Here is a 20,878-nt window from a genome sequence, read left to right as displayed (position 1 = left end):
TATTATTGCCTTTGCTGTTGAATTAACTCAAATAATTGTACCGTTGCCAGGGCATCATTCATAGCGCGGTGATGACCTTGCAAATTAATCTCTAACTCGTTGCATAACTTGCCAAGAGAATAGGATTGATAACCGGGTAAGTGGGTGCGTGCCAAACGTACCGTACACAATTTGGGCAAACTCAAAACCCGCTCAGTGCGTGCAAATTCGCTACGTAAAAAGCCATAATCGAAGTTAACGTTGTGCGCGACAAAAATGGTCCCCTGCAAAAACTGCCATAGCGACTGAGCCACCTGCGCAAAACTAGGAGAGTGTGCCACCATCGCGTTGTCTATCCCTGTTAACTCAGTAATGTGCCTTGGGATATGACGCATAGGGTTAATAAGTGAGTGCCAGCGATCAACCTCTTGACCATTAACCACCTTTATTGCAGCTATTTCGGTGATACGGTGGCTTTCTTTGCGCCCACCTGTGGTTTCGATATCGACAATCACATACGCTTGCTGTGGATTCACTTGCCACTGCACACTTTGCACGCCAACATCAAACCCCGCTCTTTGTAATTGCCTAATAGCGATAAGCTGATTGCGACGTAAACTATCGCCAGGGGCTTTTATTTCCTCAAAGCGCAGCCCTTGCTCATCAATCACCAACAAATCAGGGTAGCCATCTTTGGCATTGTAAAAATCTTTCGCCATGACCTCTAATTGACTGTAAATAGCACCAAGTGGTGCATGTTCGATAAACAAGGTCAGTGGCTCTAACACACCTTCATGCCACCGAATAAAGGCGTTCGCCTGCTGATAATATCGTGCTGCATGCTTACTAATGTGGGCAATCAGCTTAGCTTTACAGTCGCATTGCTTAAACAAGGCGGCAATTTTATGTTCATGAAGATGATAAAAACGTCCATCGCGCAAGCTCGTTGGCAATACGTCAAACTCAGTGCATGTCCCACCTTGCTCACTGTTATAAAGCTCATCCCAAAAACACAGTGCAAACAAGTGCAACCACAGCGTATTTTCACAGTGCAGTGCACGCTTACCTTGGCATTGGTAAAGATCAATCACCCCTTGCTCAACCCGATGCGAATAAGCCTCATCTATCGCGATTGGCTTAGCACTTTGTAGCAAGTCTGTGAGAATACTGGTGCGCTTACCTTGGAACTTAAGGGCATAAAAGTCTTGCGCGAATAACAGTGTTTGTTCACAGTGAGGCTCATCAATAAGAGACTGTAATTGCGCCTCGACCCAGTCTTTATCGCCACGCTTATAGCGGTGTCGAATCAGCAGTTCAATAGCACTGGCGTCATCACTTTTCGCCAACATCTGCATCGCATGTTCTTCACACCCTAAAGCCAATAATTGTTTACCGATAATCGACAAACATTGATGATAATAACGTGTTGCTTGGGCGCCATGTGGAGGTTCACTTTCACTGAGTACACTCGCAAGTGCGAGCGCATGCGCCCGCGACTGTATATTTTTGCTTTGATAGCGCAGCTGCGCAAATGTAAACGCACTTTTGGCATCTGCTAGGGTCATAAACCGCACCCCGAATTCTGTGTCTGTGGTACGGCGAATTCCCAAATCACGCAATGAAAATTGCGTCATGGAGCTATTGATGCGACCGAAAAATAAAAACAACAGATAGTGCAATTGCGCGTGATAGCTGTGTACGATAAAACCAAGGAATAACTGCGTATGACGGACGTGACCAAAGCTCAGCGTTTGTTGGCAGTATTCAAGCCAGAGCTGCTTCTTTGCAGACAAGGCAATACCCGCTAAGCCCAACTCTTTACACAGAGCCACTAATTCTATTTTGGTCAAAGACTCAAGCCAGGGCGCGAACTCATGCTCTCCCACATGGCGCACCCAGCGTTTACGTTTGAGCAACGCCAGCGCCAATGGCACATTATCGATTTCTTCATAATTGAGACTAGTTTGCTCAACAAAATCTGACTTTCTGTTGTACATGCGCACCAACACACACTGCGCATGCTCTGGCAGAGCCAAAAAATCAGTGATGTACTCACGCTCGGCATCTGCACATAGATGCCAAGCATGTTCTTGATGATATTGGAGAAACTCTTTGAAATGCGCCAAATAATAACGTGGCGGTAGAACCTTTTTATCCATGCAAACACACGACTAGCTAAAGCAGACAAAGAGATTAACACTGTTTATTTATACAGTAAACTATTGCGCGTGCCAGCGCTTGCTAATAATCACCTCGTCACGCAATAGCACCTGCCCTTCAAACACTTGACCTTGCTGCACCTTCCCAACCCCTTTGGGAGTGCCAGTTAATAACCAATCACCGTCTTGCAGAGGCTGCCATGTAGCGAGCTCATCAATGGCACTTTGCACTGGGTAGAGCATATGTGATGTGTGTCCGTGCTGGACCAACTCATCGTCTATGTATAAACGTAGTGATAAATCAGCAACATCCGCTTCTTTAATGGCCTTAAAATCGCTGACAACTACTGCCCCTTCAAAACTTTTAGCACGCTCCCAAGGTAGCCCCTTCGCCTTAAGTTGGCTCTGTATATCGCGTTTAGTTAAATCCAAGGCAAAGGCCACAGCCACAGGTGTGTTGTTGGCAATCGCAAAGCACAACTCTCCTTCATAATGGAGTTGCTGAGCGCCATGATAAGCGTGTAGGTCGGCGCTTAAGACCGATGAAGGCTTATTAAAGATAACCATTTCGTCAGGCATTGCATTGCCAAGCTCAGCAATGTGCTCAACATAATTACGGCCAATACAGGTAATTTTTTTTGGCGTGGTAAACATAAATAACTGTGTGTTAGGGCTAGATTGTGCCAGTGTAGGAGCAGCGCTTAGTTGGTGCAAGCAGCTTGGGATACAACGCAGTTGCGTCCTAGATTTTTCGCCCTATAGAGCAAACTGTCGGCATGGCTAAAGGCATCGGCAAAAGGGTCATCATGGGCATAATCAACTTGCGCAACTCCCATACTAATCGTTACCGTTAAATCACCATATTGGGCAAAACGCAAACAACTAATAGCGAGGCGAACTCGCTGTGCAATCCGGTTAGCTTGCTCTAAATCTAAGTCATGCAGCAACAACACAAACTCTTCACCACCAAAGCGCGAAGCCAAGTCATCTTCGCGTAAATGTTTACGAAAACAATCAGCGACAGTCCTCAAAACCGCATCACCTGCAATGTGTCCGTATTTATCATTTATTTTTTTGAAGTGATCTAAATCAGCTACGATGACGCAGCTGTGCTGTTGCTCTGAACCTGAGCGGTGCAAACGTTCACTTAAAATATCCATAAACGCGTTGCGCTGTAATAGCTGCGTTAAATCATCATAACGCGCTAACTCTTGCCAATACTCTCTAGAGTCAGACATCCGCTCAAGCCGAGATTTTACAATACACGTCCCCACAGTTAACACACTCAAGGTCAGCACATACGCTTGTAACATCACTTGTGATTGCAACAATGAAGGCTGCACAAAAGGGCCAAAATCGTTATTGAATATGTACGCCAGCGCTGCGATGCAAAACAATAAGACCGTATACATATGCTTATTGGCGCAGAAAAAAGAAAAGGCAATTATGGTTGGGATCACGAAAAAGATAATACCTGAAACGCAAAACTTGGCGAGCACCATGAGCAATAAGGCGATGCTCATACCCACCCATGCAGCACTGACTTGCTCCGCTCGTGCGCCAGAGCGATCACTGAGGTAGGCGTCATACATTACGTAAATGAGTACAGCACCAATAAAGTGGGCAAAAAACAACTTGATAGTGTAAATAACAAGACTATCTGCGTGGATGTAGTCACCAATGAAAAGGTTTAACGTTGATGCTGTCGCAGCCAATATTATTGGGATCACCGCTATTTTTAGCAGTAATATCCAGCCTTTGAACTCTTGTAAGCCATTAGGTATTAGGTGGCGAATCAGCTTCACCATTAACCAGGGGCACGACGTGTCAATCAGTGCGGCTATCAGAGTATGAATATTGCTCCATAGATCTAAATCGCGACTAATCAATGAATAATTAACAACAAGACTGGCTACAAAAATGGCACCTAATGCATACCTTCCGTAGCGCATCACCATAATAATTGCGACCCCTGTACTAAAGAAGATAAGAGGAATATTGGTAGAGTCACTACTGAAATATGCGGTACTTACCGTCGCAAATACCACATACAAAACACCATACACGACAAGCTCTGCCACCAATCTCGGTGATAAAGGTAATAACTTCCTATGTGTAATTTGCTCTGACCACTGAGCGGATTTAAACAATCGCAAAGTGAAGCTCCGCGTATTTATAATTGGTACATTATAGCGTTTTGTATAACTAATAGGAAAGTATGAATACTATGCGTTAGATCAAAATATCATCAATCAAAATCTGTTTAGCTAGAGGCCTAAGACATAAGGAGGTGTATATGCGCTTACCAGCTCTCATAACCACACTCAAATTGGTCATCGTTTTAGGGGTATTATTAATACTTGCCGGACACACACTTTTAGTCACAGATTCAGTAAGAAACCACTTTGGAATTCATGGGTTTATGGTGGGTGCAGCGTGTATTGCAGTAGGCTTGATAATGTCTTTGCCAACCAAGATTTACCTCACTATTTTATTGATGCGTAGCGAGGGGCAAGACAGTAAATTTGATTGAACAAGGTAACTGCCTGTTGGCAGTTACCTGATATATACAATTACGACTTTTCTTGCAGTGTACGCGCTACAGTTCGCATACCAACTGTTGTTGCGCCCGCGGACCAAAGGCTCGTTGGCGAGTTTTGGAATGCCGCTGCTAAGTCCATATGCACCCAACCTTGACCTTCGTCACGTACAAAGCGTGATAGGAAGCCAGCAGCATTTGATGCACCGCCAAAACCACCGCCTTTTTGTGGACGGCTATTAGCTGTATCAGCATATGGCGATGGACAGGTATTTTGGTGGAATTTCTCAAGCGGTAGTGGCCACGCGCCTTCAAATTCATCTCGAGCAAAGCCTTCAACGTCACGTACCATGTCTCTATCAAGACCAAATAACGCTGTATATTCTTGACCTACCGCAACCATAGCCGCACCTGTTAGCGTTGCTGCATCGATGATAGTCGCAGCACCTGATTCACTTGCTGCCATTAGGCCATCTGCAAGCACCAAGCGGCCTTCAGCATCGGTGTTAACGATTTCAACGGTCGTGCCATTTTTGTAAGTAAGGATATCACCTAACTTGTATGCATGACCTGAAATCAAGTTTTCAGCACAGCAAAGGTACATTTTTACGCGTTTATCTAGACCACGGTTAATCGCAAGAGCAAGGCCAGCTGTTACTGTTGCTGCACCACCCATGTCACATTTCATAGCCAGCATGCCTTCGCTTGGTTTGATTGAGTAACCACCTGAATCGAAGGTAATACCTTTACCTACAAGCGCTGACGCCACAGGTGCGTTTTCATCACCTGTAGGGTTAAAGTCTAACTCAAGTAATACGGGTGGACGCTCACTACCACGACCTACTTCGTAGATGCCAACCCATTGCTGCTCTTTGAGTGCTTCACCTTTAATGATTTGGTAGCTTACGTGCTCTGGTGCTAGTGATTGGATAAACTCGCCCGCTTTTTCAGCCAAACTTTCAGGGTAGATGTCTTCAGCTGTGCCGTTAATCATCTGGCGCATCCAAATAGCAGATTGCTTCAGAGCAGCCAGCTCGTTTAAATCGCTTTGTGCGTTATCTACAAACTCAACGCCATCTAGTACTTTCGGGCTTACAAAACCTTGATAAAACGCCCATTGGCTTTCTGTGCACCATGCGTCACCTGTTAGGGTCACCGCTTTAATTCCTTGATTGGCAATAGCACGACCGGCCATTTGCACGTTTTTCAAGGTATCCACTTCGCTTAGGTGAACACTCGCACCTTGCTCGTTGAATGATACTGATGCAGCTTCGCCCCAATGTGCAGGTGCGGCTTGTTCACTTAGTTGTACTAAAAATTGTTGACTCATGTGGGTCCTCTTGGACTGTGATTACAATTAGCAGCAGTTTACACTAGGGCCACGCAGTTCTAAAGAGATGTACGATTAATGTTATATCAACCGATATTACAGCCAGCCACCCTACTCAAACGCTACAAACGCTTTTTGGTGGATTTACGCCATCCTGATGGCCATGAGTTCACGGTTCACTGCGCTAACACAGGAAAAATGACAGGCTGTGCCGAGCCAGGGGTGCGTGCATATTATTCTGAGAGCGACAACCTCAAGCGTAAATATCGCCACTCATTAGAACTAACCAGCAACAGCGCTGGAGATATAATTTGTGTTAATACAGCAGTCGCTAATAAGGTGGCGATTGAAGCCATTGAGCAAGGGGTAATCGATGAGCTGGACGGTTATGACACCTTGTTAAGCGAAGTGAAGTACGGTGATGAAAACAGCCGCATCGATATTTTATTAACTGATGCAACTAAGCCTGATTGCTACATTGAAGTAAAGTCTGTGACCTTGTTAGAAGCGCACGGTCAGGGCTACTTTCCTGATGCACAAACCGTTCGCGGACAAAAACATCTACGCGAGTTGATGGCAATGAAAGCGCAAGGGCATCGCGCGGTGTTACTCTTTGCAGTGCTGCATACGGGTATTGAACGAGTAAGCGCTGCGGCACACATTGATCCCAAGTATGCACAATTACTGCAAGAAGCCGTAAATTTAGGAGTGGAAGTGTTGGCTTACAAGGCCAAAATCAGTGAGCAAGGTGTCACCCTGACTCATGCAATTGAATTTATCAGTTCACCTTAAACGCAATGTGAGATGGATAAATAAATACACTACATGGTGAGAGTGCATGCCCGCTTTAGGTGCAGCGCAAACGAGCTGCGTTGCCTTGGCCGCGGGCGATAACGTGCGTCTTTGTTTGTTGTAAACTTGCGTTTGCCATTTAAATTCTACCTAATTCGTTGATTACTGCTTTGCTAGGGCTTGACGTTATTTATCTAAGCCGCCCATGCACAAGTATTTAATTTCAAGATAATCGTCTAAGCCGTACTTAGAACCTTCACGACCATTACCTGATTGCTTCACGCCACCAAATGGTGCAGCTGCATTTGAGATCAACCCTTCGTTAATGCCGACCATGCCATATTCCAGACCTTCAGCTACGCGCCAAATACGGCCAATATCACGGGTGTAAAAATAAGCGGCAAGGCCATATTCAGTGTCATTCGCTTGGGCAATCACATCGGCTTCTTCGTCAAATGCAATGATGGGCGATACTGGGCCGAAAATTTCATTGCGAGCGATTGGCATATCGTTGGTGACCCCAGTCAGTACGGTTGGCTGGTAGAAGTTTTCACCCGCGCTATCTCGCTTTCCACCTAGTGCAAGCTTCGCGCCCTTTGCGAGGGACTCTTGCACTAACGCTTCAACGTCGCTGAGCGCTTTTGAGGAAATCATCGGGCCAATAGTGACGCCCTCGTCAAGGCCATTACCTATGCGCAAAGCAGCAACCGCAGCTGAGAATTTATCGGTAAATTCAGCCAGTACGCCTTGTTGTACAAAGATGCGGTTAGTACATACACAGGTTTGCCCTGCATTGCGGTATTTAGAGGCAATCGCGCCTTGGACCGCTGCATCAATGTCGGCATCATCAAAGACTATAAAAGGGGCATTCCCACCGAGCTCCATAGATACTTTCTTTACCGTCGTTGCACACTGACTGATCAGCGCCTTGCCTACGGGTGTAGAACCTGTGAAAGTGAACTTAGCCACATCTGGATGCTGGGTAAGCACTTGACCCATACCGCGGGCATCTTCACCGACAACCACATTAAATACGCCTGCTGGAATACCCGCACGCTCTGCCAGTTCAGCCATTGCCAATGCAGATAACGGGGTTTGTGTTGCAGGGCGCACGACAAAGGTACAACCTGCAGCCAATGCCGCCGCGGCTTTACGCGCAATCATGGCATTGGGAAAGTTCCATGGTGTGATAGCCGCCACGACCCCTACTGGCTGCTTAATAACGACAATGCGTTTGTCACTTGAAGGGGCCGCGATGGTGTCGCCATACACGCGCTTACCTTCTTCTGCAAACCATTCGATAAATGCAGCACCATAGGCAATTTCACCTTTAGCCTCAGCTAACGGCTTACCTTGTTCTAGAGTCAAAATGCGGCCTAAGTCCTCTTGATTAGCCATCATTAAGTCAAACCAGTTGCGCATCAAACGTGCGCGCTCATGGGCGGGCTTTGCCGACCATGCTTTAAGTGCTGATTTTGCAGCTTTCACAGCCAGCTCTGTTTCAGCAACGCCCGCGTTACTTACTTTGGTCACTTCTTGCCCGTTAGCTGGATTGATAATGGCTACTTGAGACTCGCTGCTATGCCAGCTGCCGTTGATATATGAGAAGTTTTTCAACAGCTGATTGTCTTGAAGACCTAATTCGAATGTATCGTGCATTACCGTTCTCCGTTGAACATCGCGTTGGGGTATTAAATAACAATAGTAAACTGGGTTAAATAACAAACTTTCAACCTCTCACGCTCACCAAACATTGAGCCATTGATATCAGCTTGTGCATTAATGCGCACTAATACCATGGTGCCATGCTTTTTATCTAGGGGATAGGAGATCCCCTATTCGGGGGTAGTGTGCTGTTACAAGCAAAAAAAACGGTTTGCACTAGGCAAACCGTTTTAGTTGGGAATGGGGGCATACTGCACAAGGCAGTTGCCCACTCTGAGGTTCCAAATTGTTACTATTGCGCTTTTGTATGGCTCAGGTCCATCTCGGCAATTAAGTTGTTAGTAATATCACCTTCGCTGAAATACAACGGACGCAGTGCCGCATTTTGCGAGTAATAGCGACTTTGGTCGTCGAAGTGCTCAGAATCCGAATGCGAGCTCTGTGACATCGTCAACAAGCCCTTAGCCACCGGACCTGTGTCGGTGAAATTCATCACAAACATCCAGCTTGAACCATAGTTTACAGGGTAACCATCAGCACTGAGTCCAGACGCTAAAGGTTGACCTGTAATTGCATCATTGAGGCGGTCAAAAATCTTGTAAGGAATGACCGTTGAATTTGATAGCGCACGACGGTCAAACCTAAATACATTGAAACCACCTTCTACGCTCATTGGGCCCGCCCAAGGCAGCTTTTCACCCGAGCCCATACCACCCGCTAAGGTTTTTTCTACAAACTGTAGATCTCCTAGTGTGGCATCTAAGGCAAAACCATTATCAGTGACATTTAACACCGCATGAGCTAGGGCTTCTAGCGCTGTTCCATCTAATCTCAGGGTATTAGGTGTGTTTGGCGCATCAGTCACAGAAAAGTTATCAAAAAGGTGTACTTTGGGGTCAAACAAATGAGCAAACTCACGCACAAGTGCAGCCCCTTTGCTATCAAGATTCATCTTGCCATCGAACTGGGTCAATACCGCACACGCTGAACTTAAATCCACATCTCGACCACCAACATTCACTGGTGTACTGCCTTGTGCCTGACATTGTTCAATGAGGTCTGGGATCACCAAGTCATACAGATAAATATCATTTCCAATGAGCGCTTGCTCTAGCTCTGCAAAGGAAAATTTACCATCCGCGCCGCCACCATCGCGAAGCAACTTTAACCCCATACGGGTGCGTAATGATTGTTGGTAAAGCACGTCACCATATTGTGCTGCATAGCCTAACAGCGGCTGCTCTGGGTTAGTCAGCCAGTAACTGTCGTTAGAATTTTGTACATAGTCAGTACGCTCAAGTTTGGGTGCATCCTCGTAAGCAACCACTCCTGTCGATTCAAACAACGACGTGTCCCCCGGCACTAAATCAAAACCGGTTTGCTCGCGCAGCGCCACCAATTGTGGCTGCAATCGCATAGCAAGGTTTGCAGTATCACCCACTTGCAACACGGTAGAGTCATCTATATAAAAGGCATTACCCTCTTTATCCGCCGCCATCGTGTTATTAAACGACACGCCATCGAACTCTTTGAATGCGGTTTTCATATCATCCAGTGAGTTTGCCGCGTTTAAGCGTGACCAAAAGCCCACCACATCCATATTAAATTCATTGGCGTCTTTTATAGTAAAGGCGTTGGAATCGCTCCAACCTAAGCCAAATGCAGCGGGCGTTTCAATCATCAGACCTTGATGTGAATAGTAGAAATCTTTATTCAACGAGATCACTTGCCCAGGCCCCACAGCCACATCAACACTGATGTTTTTACTGGTGATTGGCATTTCTTCACCATCCAGGGTGTAAGTCATACGATCGCCATCTTTGAGCGCCAATTGATAAATAATGAAGTGACGAGCTGTTGAAAAGGTGTGCGTCCACGCCACATTTTCATTGAAACCAATGTTGATCACACCGGGCATACCTTGCAAGCTTCCGCCCATCACATTGAGTGAATCAGGAATCGTTAAGTGTGATTGCCAAAAACGTAAATTGCCCTGATGTGGGAAGTGTGGGTTAGCAAGTAAGCCACCTTTACCATTTTCCATTTTATCTTTACCTAAACCCCAACCGTTTGAGCCTAAGTGGTCGTATTTCTTTTGCAGCTTTAAGGTACTGGTTTTGCTATTAAGCTCATGAGCAAAGGCTTTCGCTTGCGCGCCTTGCTGCGTCATCACTGGCAAATACTCGTTACCATCACCGGGGTTAGCGAAAAACGCTAAATCCAAAAAGTTGGCTGAACTGGCAATTTGCACCGTCGCCATAGCGTAGGCCAGCATATCTTGCTCTGTAATGGTGATTGCCCAAGGCTGCCCCGCGCATTCAGGGGCCAAATTTGTAACGCCTGTGTCTGCCACATACTTATTAAAGCCTGCAACAAATCCTTGGTAATGGGCGCGACTTTGCTCATCCAAGTTCATAAAATTATTGGCTGCGTACTCATTCACGCCAAGCGCTTTATATCCAAAGTCTGAAATAAGATGCTCACTATCTCCGCTGCCTGGTACCTTGTCTGGGCCGAAGTACATACTGCGATGCCCTCGCACTTTTACCACTTGGTCCATTAATATGCAGGCATTATCTTTGGCGTACGCATAGCCACTACCAAAGGCCAAACTTTCAATGTTGTCGGCTTTCACATGTGGCACGCCGTACGTGGTCCAACGAATGTTCGCCTCTAACACGCCATCGTCATCAAACAACACTAAAGGCTTAGGTTGTGGCTCTGGTTGAACTGGATCTGGCGTTACAACCACCTCCTCTTTATTGTTATCAGAGCCACAGGCGCTCAATAGTAGGGCGCTGAGCACGGCGGCGACCAAAGGTTTGAGATGTGTGTTCATAGTGCATCCTTTTCTCATTATTTCGATACTTAAGTATCAACCATGCCCTAACCTAGGGCTTAAATCTTGACAAACAACGCCAAAAATTGACTTTGCGCGCCAGTTGACGCACTTTTAGTAAGTCGCATAAAAGAATAAAAATAAAATGCATACAGCCTATGTCAGCTATCAGGTGTTACGCTCCCTTGTTTTGTTTTTGCAAAGCAAGGGCTTATCACGTAGCGCCTGCCTAGAAAAGCTCAACTGCACTGAGCACGAGCTCAACAGCCTAGATAGTCGCTTTACAATCAGTGACTACAACACCCTAATGCGCTGGGCACACCAGCAATTGCAATGCCCACATATAGGCTTGTTATTTGGTGCACACATCGACTTAGAAAGATGGGGAGTGCTTGGACATCTCGCGAGCGTCAGCCCTGACTTACGACAAGTGATTGAATACGGTCGGCGCTTTCATTCTCTAGTACGACATACGCAAAGCTTGAGTGTGCATCAACATGTGAAAACCCTGACGATAGACCTCGGACCAACTCCTCATGAGTGTTATTACGTTATTGATGAGCTCTTTGCCAGTTGGCTGCAATTTGCTAACACCTATGCACTCGATGCCGGTGAGCTTGCGCCACAGCATGTGTACCTTACTCGGGCTGCGCCGCAAACGCCGAAAGAAAAACGCCTCTATGAAAGTATATTGAATTGCGACGTGACTTTCGGCGCATCCACGAACGCGTTAGTGATGCCTAGGGAAGCGATAAACTTGCGATTAAAGCATCCCGACAAAGCGCTTGAGCAATTATTGGAGCATCAAGCACAGCAACAACTTGCTAGCCACAAATCACTGTGTGAAGCGGTAAAGCTGTATATTAGTGCCTTTTTGCCAAATGTACCCAAAACAGCACAAATTGCACAATTATGTGGTTTTTCCCCAAGAAGCTTACAAAGACAACTCGCTTTGCAGCACACCAGCTATACTCAGTTGTTGGATGAAAGCCGAAAACAACTTGCTTTACAGTTATTTGAATCAGATTACAGCGCGGTAGAGGTCAGCAACAAGCTAGGATTTTCAGAACAAAGTGCGTTGCAAAGAGCCTTTAAGCGATGGTTTGGCGTATCACCAAAAAAGTATTTATTACAACAAAGAGAACTTGAAAAACAATAAATCAGCCCTATATAGGGCTCAATTATAATCACTACCTACCTCTTGCGTCCTTGTAGCGTTTAAATCTAGACCCTACTGCACTATAAAGAGAACGAAAAAGTGTTTGCTAAGGGGGTGGTATTTTGCTATTTATAGCCGCCGGTATTTGCCGGGGACTCGGTATTTAAGGATTTAGGAGATAGTTATGCCAGAGCAGCGTAAATTAGGTTTAATCGCTCAGGCGGGGTTAGAGCCGTATCAGGAACAACCAGGCGAAGAGTACATGAATGAAAAGCAACGTGCTCATTTTCGCAAAATTCTGGAAACGTGGCGTAACGATCTGAGAAATGAAGTAGACCGCACAAAAACTCATATGCAAGATGAAGCGGCTAACTTCCCAGATCCGGTTGACCGTGCAGCACAAGAAGAAGAATTCTCACTAGAACTGCGCACTCGCGACCGTGAACGTAAATTGATTAAGAAAATCGAAAAGACGTTAACGCTAATTGATGAAGACGATTTTGGTTACTGCGAATCATGCGGTATCGAGATTGGTATTCGTCGACTAGAAGCACGTCCTACAGCTGACCTATGTGTTGACTGTAAATCGCTTGCCGAAATCAAAGAAAAGCAAACAGGTCGCGGCTAATACTCCATGACCCATTTGGATGGGGGCTCCAAAGCTCAACCCTATGTGGGTCGCTTTGCCCCTTCCCCCTCTGGACCACTTCACTTTGGCTCCCTCGTTGCCGCACTAGGCAGCTACCTTGACGCACATGCTCATCACGGGCAGTGGCTCGTTCGCATTGAAGACATAGATACACCTCGCGTTCGCCCCGGTGCAGACAGTGATATTTTGCGCACACTCGAAGCCTATGGTTTACATTGGCATGGCGAGGTATTGTGGCAAAGCCAACGGCTTGAGCGCTACCAACAAGTGACTGCACAATTGCAATCTCAAGGCCTTATTTATGGGTGCCAATGTACGCGCAAGCAAATTAAAGAATTAGGCGGTATTTACAACGGCCATTGTCGTGAACGTGCACTAACAGGACGCGATTTAGCCCTGCGCCTAAAACAACAGCACCCTGTTTATCACTACCAAGATCGCTTGCAAGGTCATATCGATATTAGCCCTAGCGAAGCGCAGGAAGATTATATTATCAAACGGCGCGATGGCTTGTTTGCTTACCAACTTGTGGTGGTCATTGATGACATCGACCAAGGCATTACCGACGTAGTACGTGGCGCCGACTTATTAATTCCTACTGCACGGCAAATAGGGTTGTTCACTCAGTTAGGACGAAATGCACCACGTTATTTGCATTTGCCGCTAGCGGTTGCAAGCCCTGGATTTAAGCTTTCTAAGCAAAATTATGCCCCCGCGATAGACAAGGAAAACCCCCAACCCGCTTTGCTCGATGCCCTGCACTTTTTAGGACTCACTCCTGAACCCGAGTTGGTCAACGCCACGGTTAATGAGATCATTAACTGGGCACAGCAACATTATCACCCAGCGCGTTTGCGTCATGCCTTAGAAGTGCAAGTGAGCAAAGGTGAAAATGGGCAAACCCTGTTACACCCTGTGTAAGTTGGATTTTTATCCCTCAATCGCTTAATTTTTCTGCCACGCTGGTATATTATAGGCCACTTTCAAAATCGCCATAACTATGCCTAGGAGAGCGGTTATCATTTCCAAACTGTTTAAGCTATGCCGACAAGCCCTGTCTGCAAAAGAGCCAAGCGATAACGATGGTGCCTATGTCACTACCTTGAGCGAGCCGCTCATCATTCCTCGCAGTGAGCATGGTATTTCTCGCGCCCAATTTAGTCCTAACGCGCTAAAAGTGCTCTATCGTCTAAAAGACGGTGGCTATGACGCTTACCTAGTTGGCGGTTGCGTCCGCGATTTGTTATTAGGTCTAGAGCCTAAAGATTTTGATGTAGTAACCAATGCAACGCCGGAGCAAGTTAAAAAGTTGTTCCGCAACTGTCGCCTGATTGGTCGCCGTTTTCGTCTTGCCCATATTGTGTTTGGCAGAGAGATCATCGAGGTGGCAACTATGCGTGGTCACCACGAGGAGCAAAACACACAAAAGTGCAACAAAAGCCAAGCTTCAGAGCATGGACAACTGCTGCGTGATAACGTGTATGGCACCATAGATGAAGATGCCGAGCGTCGTGACTTCACCATCAATGCGCTTTACTACTGCATCAAAGATTACAGCATTTATGATTACGCTAATGGCGTAAACGCCATTAAAAAGCGCCGCGTTGAACTCATTGGCGACCCTGAAACACGCTACCGAGAAGACCCTGTGCGCATGCTGCGTGCTATTCGTTTTGCTACCAAACTGGATATGACAATTTCCCCAGCGACTGCAAAGCCTATCACCCAGCTCGCTGATTTATTGGCGAACATTCCACCTGCGCGCCTATTTGAAGAATGCCTAAAACTCTTCCTAAGCGGCAAAGCGCAGGAAAACTTCAGTGCACTTCGTGACTTTGGCTTGTTTAAATACTTATTCCCAGAGCTAGATAAAATTCTCGATGCCAACCCAGGTGGCTTGGAAGAAAAGTTTGTCACCCAGATGTTTGTTAATACCGATGCGCGTATTAACAACGACAAAAAAGTAACTCCGGCATTTATCTTTGCTGCTTTGCTGTGGTTCCCACTGCTTAAACGCACAGAAGAGTTAATGCAGCGCGAGCAATTACCGCACTTTGAAGCCCTTGCGTCAGCAATGAACCAAGTGCTCAGCGAAAGCGCGCAACAAGTTGCCGTACCTAAGCGCTTCACCCTAGGTGCGCGTGATATTTGGCACATTCAACATCGCTTTGATAAGCGCGGTGGCCAACGCGCATATCGCTTGAGCCAGCAACCACGTTTCAAAGCAGCTTACGACTTTATGTTGTTACTTGTTGATAGCGGCCAAGACGAGCTCAAAGAGCTGTGCGACTGGTGGACGGCTTACCTCAACACTGACGTAAACGGTCAAAAGATGATGGTCAAATCTCTCGGTGGCAATAACCGCCCTCGCCGTCGTCGCAGTGGTGGTTCACGCCGTCGTACGAACAAACCAGCAAGCGAGTAACAACGTGGCGTTTGAAACTGTGTATTTGGGCTTAGGGGCGAATCAAGGCGACCCTATTGCTCAGCTCAAACAAGCGATATCGGCACTGCAACAATTAGCAGGTACACGCAATCATCGTTGCTCTGCACTTTACGCTAGCAAACCTATGGGTCCGCAAGACCAGCCTGATTATGTTAATGCTGTAATGGAACTTGAATGTGAGCTTGCACCGCACGCGCTGCTTGATGCCACCCAAGCCATTGAGCTACAACTTGGCCGCGTACGTAAAGAAGAACGTTGGGGCCCGCGCACACTTGATATAGACATTATTTTATTTGGCGAGCAACGCCTTGATGATACCCGTTTGTGTGTACCACACTATGGGATGAAAGAACGTGAGTTTGTTCTTTATCCATTGCAAGAGCTCGCCCCAAATTTAGTGTTGCCTGATGGCAGCACGTTAAGCACACTTATCAGCCAAGTGCCTCGCAATGGCCTAGAACAACTCCAATAAGGAAAGCTAATGGCGAAGACTTCTGTATCCACCATGCTGAAAATGAAGCAATCAGGTGAGAAAATAACGACTTTAACCGCCTATGACGCTAGTTTTGCCAAGCTCTTCGCAGATAACGGCATTGATGCGGTCTTGGTAGGCGACTCACTCGGTATGGTGTTGCAAGGTGGTGATGACACCTTAGCGGTAAGCATTGATGACATTGCTTATCACACCAAATGCGTACGTGGTGGCAGCCGTGAATTATTTATCATCGCTGATATGCCATTTATGACCTATGCCACGCCAGAGCAAAGTTGCATGAATGCTGCGCAACTGATGCGTGCAGGCGCCAACATGGTCAAGCTCGAAGGTGGTCAGTGGCTACTCGACAGTATTCGTGCACTCACTCAACAAGGCGTGCCAGTTTGTGGGCATTTAGGTTTAACTCCTCAGTCTGTTCATGTATTTGGTGGTTTTAAGATTCAAGGCCGTGATAAAGAGCAGGCCGATAAAATGATTAGTGATGCCAAGGCACTTGAGGCTGCGGGCGCGCAACTGCTTGTACTTGAATGTATTCCAAGTGTACTTGCTAAAGCGATCACCGAGGCTGTCTCTATTCCCACCATCGGTATTGGCGCAGGTAAAGATACCGATGGGCAAATTTTGGTTATGCACGATTTACTGGGTATTTCAGCGGGCTACATTCCTAAGTTCTCGAAGAACTTTTTGGTAGAAGCAGGCTCAATGCCAGAGGCCGTGCAAAAATACTGTAATGATGTGAAGTCAGGCGCTTTTCCAAGTGCCGAACATGAGTTTAATTAAGCGAAGTTAGCTAATGCAAACAACCAGCGAAATCAGTTCACTACGAAGTCAAATTAAAGCATGGCGTCAAGCCGGCCTAAGCATTGCGTTTGTGCCTACCATGGGCAACTTACACGAAGGTCACTTTTCATTAGTTGATAAAGCCAAGACCCTTGCTGATAAAGTGGTAGTGAGTATTTTTGTTAATCCAATGCAATTTGGTGCCAACGAAGACCTTGATGCCTATCCGCGCACCTTAAAAGAAGACCAAAGCGGTTTAAGTGAACGTGGCGCAGACTACTTGTTTACGCCCACTGTGGATACCATTTATCCCAATGGCCTAGACGCACAAAGCTATGTTGATGTGCCAGGTGTATCTATGGGTTATTGTGGCGGCTCGCGCCCGGGCCACTTCCGTGGCGTGGCAACCGTCGTGACTAAGCTCTTTAACTTGGTACAGCCTGACATTGCCTGTTTTGGCGAAAAAGACTTCCAACAATTGCAAGTTATCAAAACCATGGTGCGTGATTTAGCCATTCCCGTTGAGGTGGTGGGCGTACCGACGCAACGTGATGTTAATGGCTTAGCCCTGAGTTCGCGCAATGGCTACTTAAGTGAAGCACAAAAGCAGCAAGCAACCATTTTGTTCAAAACCCTCCATTGGGTGAAGGAACAAATTATTACCGGCAACCGTGATTTTGCGGCGCTTGAAGCTCAGGCTATTGCACACATTCAAGAACAAGGTATGCGCAGTGACTATTTCAGCGTAGCCGAGCGCAATACCCTAAAAGCAGCGAAAAGCGACGACACAGAGTTAGTCATTCTTGCGGCAGCATTTTTAGATAAAGTAAGACTGATAGACAATTTAGCGTTAGACTGTAAATAAACCACATAATAACGGGATGTAAACATGAACAAGGCAGTACTCACTCTAGCGCTCGCATTCACACTGGCTGGTTGCCAAAACTCGGTGAATAACCCAGAACTCAATCAGTGTGCGCAACAAAACTTTCAGTGCGAAAATTCATGCACCAACACTACGGTGGAAGAAAGCATGACAGAAAAAGTCTGCGTGGCACAATGCCAAGAAATTTATAATCGCTGTAAAGAGCAAGCACAAAAGCTCGGCGACATAAACTGAGCACGAACATAACGCAAAGGGAGTCTTGCAACCACCCTCTTTAGCAGCGACTAAAAAACGCCGATTATTCGGCGTTTTTTTATTGGCTTTTAAGGCCATGAGCCGCCAATTTAGCCCGCTAGAATGATTCGCTCTTTACGGTGATGTAGATAATTGAACACTGGCGTTTAATCCACACTAAAGCACCAAAGCCCTACATTGCCATGGCTGCTTTAATTTTAGCTATTTGCGCTTCGGTGTATGGCTGTGCAGGGTTGACGCCCCACACAGGTTTAGGCCAAGCAGCATCATCTTTGAAACGGGCAATATGATGAATGTGTAATTGCGCCACCATATTGCCAAGGGCGGCAATATTTAATTTGTCGGGGGAGAATACGGTTTTGAGCATACAAGCCAGCTTTGCCGACTCTTGAGTAAGCGTAATTTGCTCCTCGTCACTTAAATCAATAATCTCTTTAAGTCCTTCTTTTCGCGGAACAAGAATGAACCAAGGGTACTGGCTATCATTCATCAGTAGCACTTTACATAAAGGCCAATCAGCCAATTCAATACAGTCATTTTGTAATTCGGGTGCCAAAGTAAACATCTCAACTCCTGTGGTTTGGTGGCATAAAGTTGCGCTCACACCTGTGCATGAGTACCATTTGCCGGATGTACACAACAATAAGGTTTACCCGTGTCTAAAACAACCAAATACTTATCCATTGCGCTTGCATCAGGCTTAGCTAGCAGTACAGCTTTTAGTGTAGCTAATGCAAAAGATTTAACTCTTGAGCGCATTTTTGATGACCCAAGTCTGGCTGGTTCGGCGCCTGTAAAGTTAAAGTTTTCACCTGATGGTAGCCGTGTAACGTATCTTCAAGGTAAAAAAGAAGATTACAACCGCTATGATCTTTGGGAATACAACCTAAAAGACAACACCAACCGTCTTCTCGTTGACTCACAAGCCTTATTCTCTGGCCCGGAAACACTGTCTGACGAAGAAAAAGCGCGCCGTGAGCGCCAGCGTATCTTTGGTCGCGGTATTTTAGAGTACACCTGGTCTAAAGACGGCCAAGCCCTGCTTTTCCCGCTCAATGGTGATTTGTATTACTACCAACTCGCCACAGGCAAGAGCCGCAAACTCACTGACACGGAAGCCTTTGAAACCGATGCCCGCTTCTCTCCTAAGGGCAACTATGTGTCATTCATTCGTGAGCAAAACCTCTATGCACTCGCCCTTGATAGCGGTAAAGAAATTCAGCTCACTAAAGACGGTGGCGGCGTAATCAAAAACGGTATGGCCGAGTTTGTAGCGCAAGAAGAAATGAGCCGTATGACAGGCTACTGGTGGGCTGGTGATGAAAGCAAAATTGCGTTCACGCGTATTGATGAGAGTCCTGTAGAAGAAGCGATCCGTAACGAAATTTATGCTGAAGAAGTAAAGCTTTTCAATCAGCGCTACCCATTCACAGGCACCGACAACGTTGAAATTGAACTGGGTGTGGTTACCCTCAATGATCAGCAAATCGACTGGGTTGACCTAGGTGAAGATAAAGACATCTACATCGCCCGTGCTAATTGGCTAAAAGACGATAAAACCTTGTCTTATCAGTGGCAAGACCGTGCTCAGCACAATCTTGAGTTGCGTTTCTACGACACTGAAAGTAAAACTCAGAAAGTCGCACTCAAAGAAACCAGCGATACATGGATAAACCTACACTTTGATCTGAAGTTCCTAAAAGACAAAGAACACTTTGTGTGGGCTTCAGAGCGCGACGGTTACAAACATCTTTACCTTTACAAAGTCGACGGCACACTGGTGCGTCAAATCACCTCTGGTGAGTGGATTGTCGATGCCATAAAAGGCATTGATGAAGACAAAGGTCTGGTGTACTTCGCTGGTCGTAAAGACACGCCCCTTGAAAGCCACCTTTACAGCACGGCGTTATTTGAACAAGGCGATATCACACGTATTACACAAAGTGGCGAATACCACAGCGTGGTCATGGCAAACGACCATAAAACCTTTATCGACAGTGCTTCGTCAGTAAATCGCCCTCCTTATGTGGCGCTGCGCAAAGCCAATGGTGAGTTCATTACATGGCTTGAGCAAAATGAGTTGAACGACAGTCATCCACTGACACCGTTTTTAAGTGACTTAGTAGAGCCACAGTACGGTACGATTGAAGCTGAAGATGGGCAAGTCATGCACTATCGCCTGTTCAAACCACGCAAGTTAAACAAAAAAAACAAGCATCCCGTGATGGTCAATGTTTACGGTGGTCCACATGCACAACGTGTGACTAACAGCTGGCGCGGCAAAAACTTGTACTTCCAGTACATGGTGCAGCAAGGCTACGTAGTATTTCAGCTTGATAACCGTGGTTCGTACAATCGTGGTAAGCGTTTTGAAGATGTGATCTACAAGCACATGGGTGAAGCCGAGGTCCGTGACCAAATCAAAGGTGTGGAGTTTTTACGCACTCTTGATTACGTAGACCCTGAGCGTATTGGCATTTACGGCCACAGCTATGGTGGTTACATGGCTCTGATGACTATGTTCAAAGCGGGTGATTACTTCAAAGCGGGTGTTTCTGGTGCGCCAGTAACCGATTGGTCTTTGTATGATACACACTACACTGAGCGCTATCTTGGTCATCCTAAGACCAACGCCAAAGGCTACGAGCAAAGTGCGGTTTTCCCATATGTCGATGGTTTGCAAGGACCCTTGATGATCTATCACGGCATGGCGGATGACAACGTACTGTTTACGCATGCAACTAAGCTATTCAAAAAACTGCAAGACAAAGCGCTGCCGTTTGAAATGATGACTTACCCTGGCTCAAAGCACAGCTTACGTGGTAAAAAAGTGCAAACGCACCTTCATCAAACAATTACTGACTTCTTCAACCGTCATTTTGATATGCAAGAAAAGTAATCTGT

Annotated in this window: 18 protein-coding genes; 11 read left to right on the top strand and 7 right to left on the bottom strand. The window is 46.3% G+C overall.

Annotated features, from left to right (window positions below; all coding sequences use genetic code 11):
• Positions 1-2: 2 nt before the first annotated feature.
• From AAEU32_RS08420 to AAEU32_RS08410, 3 genes are read right to left on the bottom strand one after another with little or no spacing between them, the layout of a single operon-like run.
• Complete coding sequence (locus AAEU32_RS08420) at positions 3-2,138, bottom strand: exonuclease domain-containing protein (RefSeq protein ID WP_421970083.1); 2,136 nt, start codon at positions 2,136-2,138, stop codon at positions 3-5.
• A 60-nt stretch (positions 2,139-2,198) separates the two neighbouring features.
• A complete protein-coding gene (locus tag AAEU32_RS08415; protein WP_421970082.1) occupies positions 2,199-2,792 on the bottom strand; it encodes a fumarylacetoacetate hydrolase family protein in 594 nt (197 codons plus the stop codon).
• A 47-nt stretch (positions 2,793-2,839) separates the two neighbouring features.
• A complete protein-coding gene (locus AAEU32_RS08410) occupies positions 2,840-4,294 on the bottom strand; it encodes a GGDEF domain-containing protein (protein ID WP_421970081.1) in 1,455 nt (484 codons plus the stop codon).
• 140 nt (positions 4,295-4,434) lie between these two features.
• On the opposite strand from AAEU32_RS08410, the gene AAEU32_RS08405 reads away from it, so the two are divergent.
• Positions 4,435-4,671: a hypothetical protein gene (locus AAEU32_RS08405; protein ID WP_421970080.1), complete on the top strand. Its 237-nt coding sequence runs from the start codon at positions 4,435-4,437 to the stop codon at positions 4,669-4,671.
• A gap of 40 nt (positions 4,672-4,711) precedes the next feature.
• Here AAEU32_RS08405 and pepB read toward each other — a convergent pair whose 3' ends face one another.
• Positions 4,712-6,007 (bottom strand): aminopeptidase PepB, encoded by a 1,296-nt coding sequence (gene pepB / locus AAEU32_RS08400; RefSeq protein WP_421970079.1) that lies wholly within the window; start codon positions 6,005-6,007, stop codon positions 4,712-4,714.
• A 78-nt stretch (positions 6,008-6,085) separates the two neighbouring features.
• On the opposite strand from pepB, the gene sfsA reads away from it, so the two are divergent.
• On the top strand, positions 6,086-6,799 hold the full coding sequence (gene sfsA, locus AAEU32_RS08395) for a DNA/RNA nuclease SfsA (RefSeq protein WP_421970078.1): 714 nt from the start codon (positions 6,086-6,088) through the stop codon (positions 6,797-6,799).
• Between the two features lie 186 nt (positions 6,800-6,985).
• Here sfsA and AAEU32_RS08390 read toward each other — a convergent pair whose 3' ends face one another.
• Positions 6,986-8,458: an NAD-dependent succinate-semialdehyde dehydrogenase gene (locus AAEU32_RS08390; protein ID WP_421970077.1), complete on the bottom strand. Its 1,473-nt coding sequence runs from the start codon at positions 8,456-8,458 to the stop codon at positions 6,986-6,988.
• A gap of 298 nt (positions 8,459-8,756) precedes the next feature.
• Positions 8,757-11,303 carry a penicillin acylase family protein gene (locus tag AAEU32_RS08385; protein ID WP_421970076.1) on the bottom strand — a complete coding sequence of 849 codons (2,547 nt, stop codon included), beginning with the start codon at positions 11,301-11,303 and terminating at the stop codon, positions 8,757-8,759.
• A gap of 145 nt (positions 11,304-11,448) precedes the next feature.
• Here AAEU32_RS08385 and AAEU32_RS08380 point away from each other — a divergent pair, with 145 nt between their 5' ends.
• The 8 genes from AAEU32_RS08380 (at position 11,449) to AAEU32_RS08345 (ending at position 17,953) form a co-directional block, all read left to right on the top strand.
• Positions 11,449-12,462, top strand: a complete 1,014-nt coding sequence (locus AAEU32_RS08380) for an AraC family transcriptional regulator (protein WP_421970075.1) — start codon at positions 11,449-11,451, stop codon at positions 12,460-12,462.
• A 184-nt stretch (positions 12,463-12,646) separates the two neighbouring features.
• Positions 12,647-13,090 (top strand): RNA polymerase-binding protein DksA, encoded by a 444-nt coding sequence (gene dksA / locus AAEU32_RS08375; protein ID WP_421970074.1) that lies wholly within the window; start codon positions 12,647-12,649, stop codon positions 13,088-13,090.
• Positions 13,091-13,096: 6 nt separating this feature from the next.
• Complete coding sequence (gluQRS, locus tag AAEU32_RS08370) at positions 13,097-14,032, top strand: tRNA glutamyl-Q(34) synthetase GluQRS (protein ID WP_421970073.1); 936 nt, start codon at positions 13,097-13,099, stop codon at positions 14,030-14,032.
• 79 nt (positions 14,033-14,111) lie between these two features.
• Positions 14,112-15,536: a polynucleotide adenylyltransferase PcnB gene (gene pcnB / locus AAEU32_RS08365; protein ID WP_421970072.1), complete on the top strand. Its 1,425-nt coding sequence runs from the start codon at positions 14,112-14,114 to the stop codon at positions 15,534-15,536.
• A gap of 4 nt (positions 15,537-15,540) precedes the next feature.
• Positions 15,541-16,029, top strand: coding sequence for a 2-amino-4-hydroxy-6-hydroxymethyldihydropteridine diphosphokinase (gene folK, locus AAEU32_RS08360; RefSeq protein WP_421970071.1), 489 nt, complete (start codon positions 15,541-15,543; stop codon positions 16,027-16,029).
• Positions 16,030-16,038: 9 nt separating this feature from the next.
• Entirely contained in the window at positions 16,039-16,833 is a 795-nt protein-coding gene (panB, locus tag AAEU32_RS08355) for a 3-methyl-2-oxobutanoate hydroxymethyltransferase (protein ID WP_421970070.1), read from the top strand.
• Positions 16,834-16,846: 13 nt separating this feature from the next.
• Complete coding sequence (gene panC / locus AAEU32_RS08350; RefSeq protein WP_421970069.1) at positions 16,847-17,698, top strand: pantoate--beta-alanine ligase; 852 nt, start codon at positions 16,847-16,849, stop codon at positions 17,696-17,698.
• 24 nt (positions 17,699-17,722) lie between these two features.
• A complete protein-coding gene (locus AAEU32_RS08345; RefSeq protein ID WP_421970068.1) occupies positions 17,723-17,953 on the top strand; it encodes a hypothetical protein in 231 nt (76 codons plus the stop codon).
• A gap of 193 nt (positions 17,954-18,146) precedes the next feature.
• Here AAEU32_RS08345 and AAEU32_RS08340 read toward each other — a convergent pair whose 3' ends face one another.
• Positions 18,147-18,539 (bottom strand): HIT domain-containing protein, encoded by a 393-nt coding sequence (locus AAEU32_RS08340; RefSeq protein WP_421970067.1) that lies wholly within the window; start codon positions 18,537-18,539, stop codon positions 18,147-18,149.
• A 90-nt stretch (positions 18,540-18,629) separates the two neighbouring features.
• Between AAEU32_RS08340 and AAEU32_RS08335 the strand changes: the two genes are divergently transcribed.
• Complete coding sequence (locus tag AAEU32_RS08335; RefSeq protein ID WP_421970066.1) at positions 18,630-20,873, top strand: S9 family peptidase; 2,244 nt, start codon at positions 18,630-18,632, stop codon at positions 20,871-20,873.
• Positions 20,874-20,878 lie beyond the last annotated feature (5 nt).

Source organism: Pseudoalteromonas maris (assembly GCF_049257235.1).
GTDB lineage: Bacteria > Pseudomonadota > Gammaproteobacteria > Enterobacterales > Alteromonadaceae > Pseudoalteromonas.
This window is presented reverse-complemented; position numbering and strand designations above follow the sequence as displayed.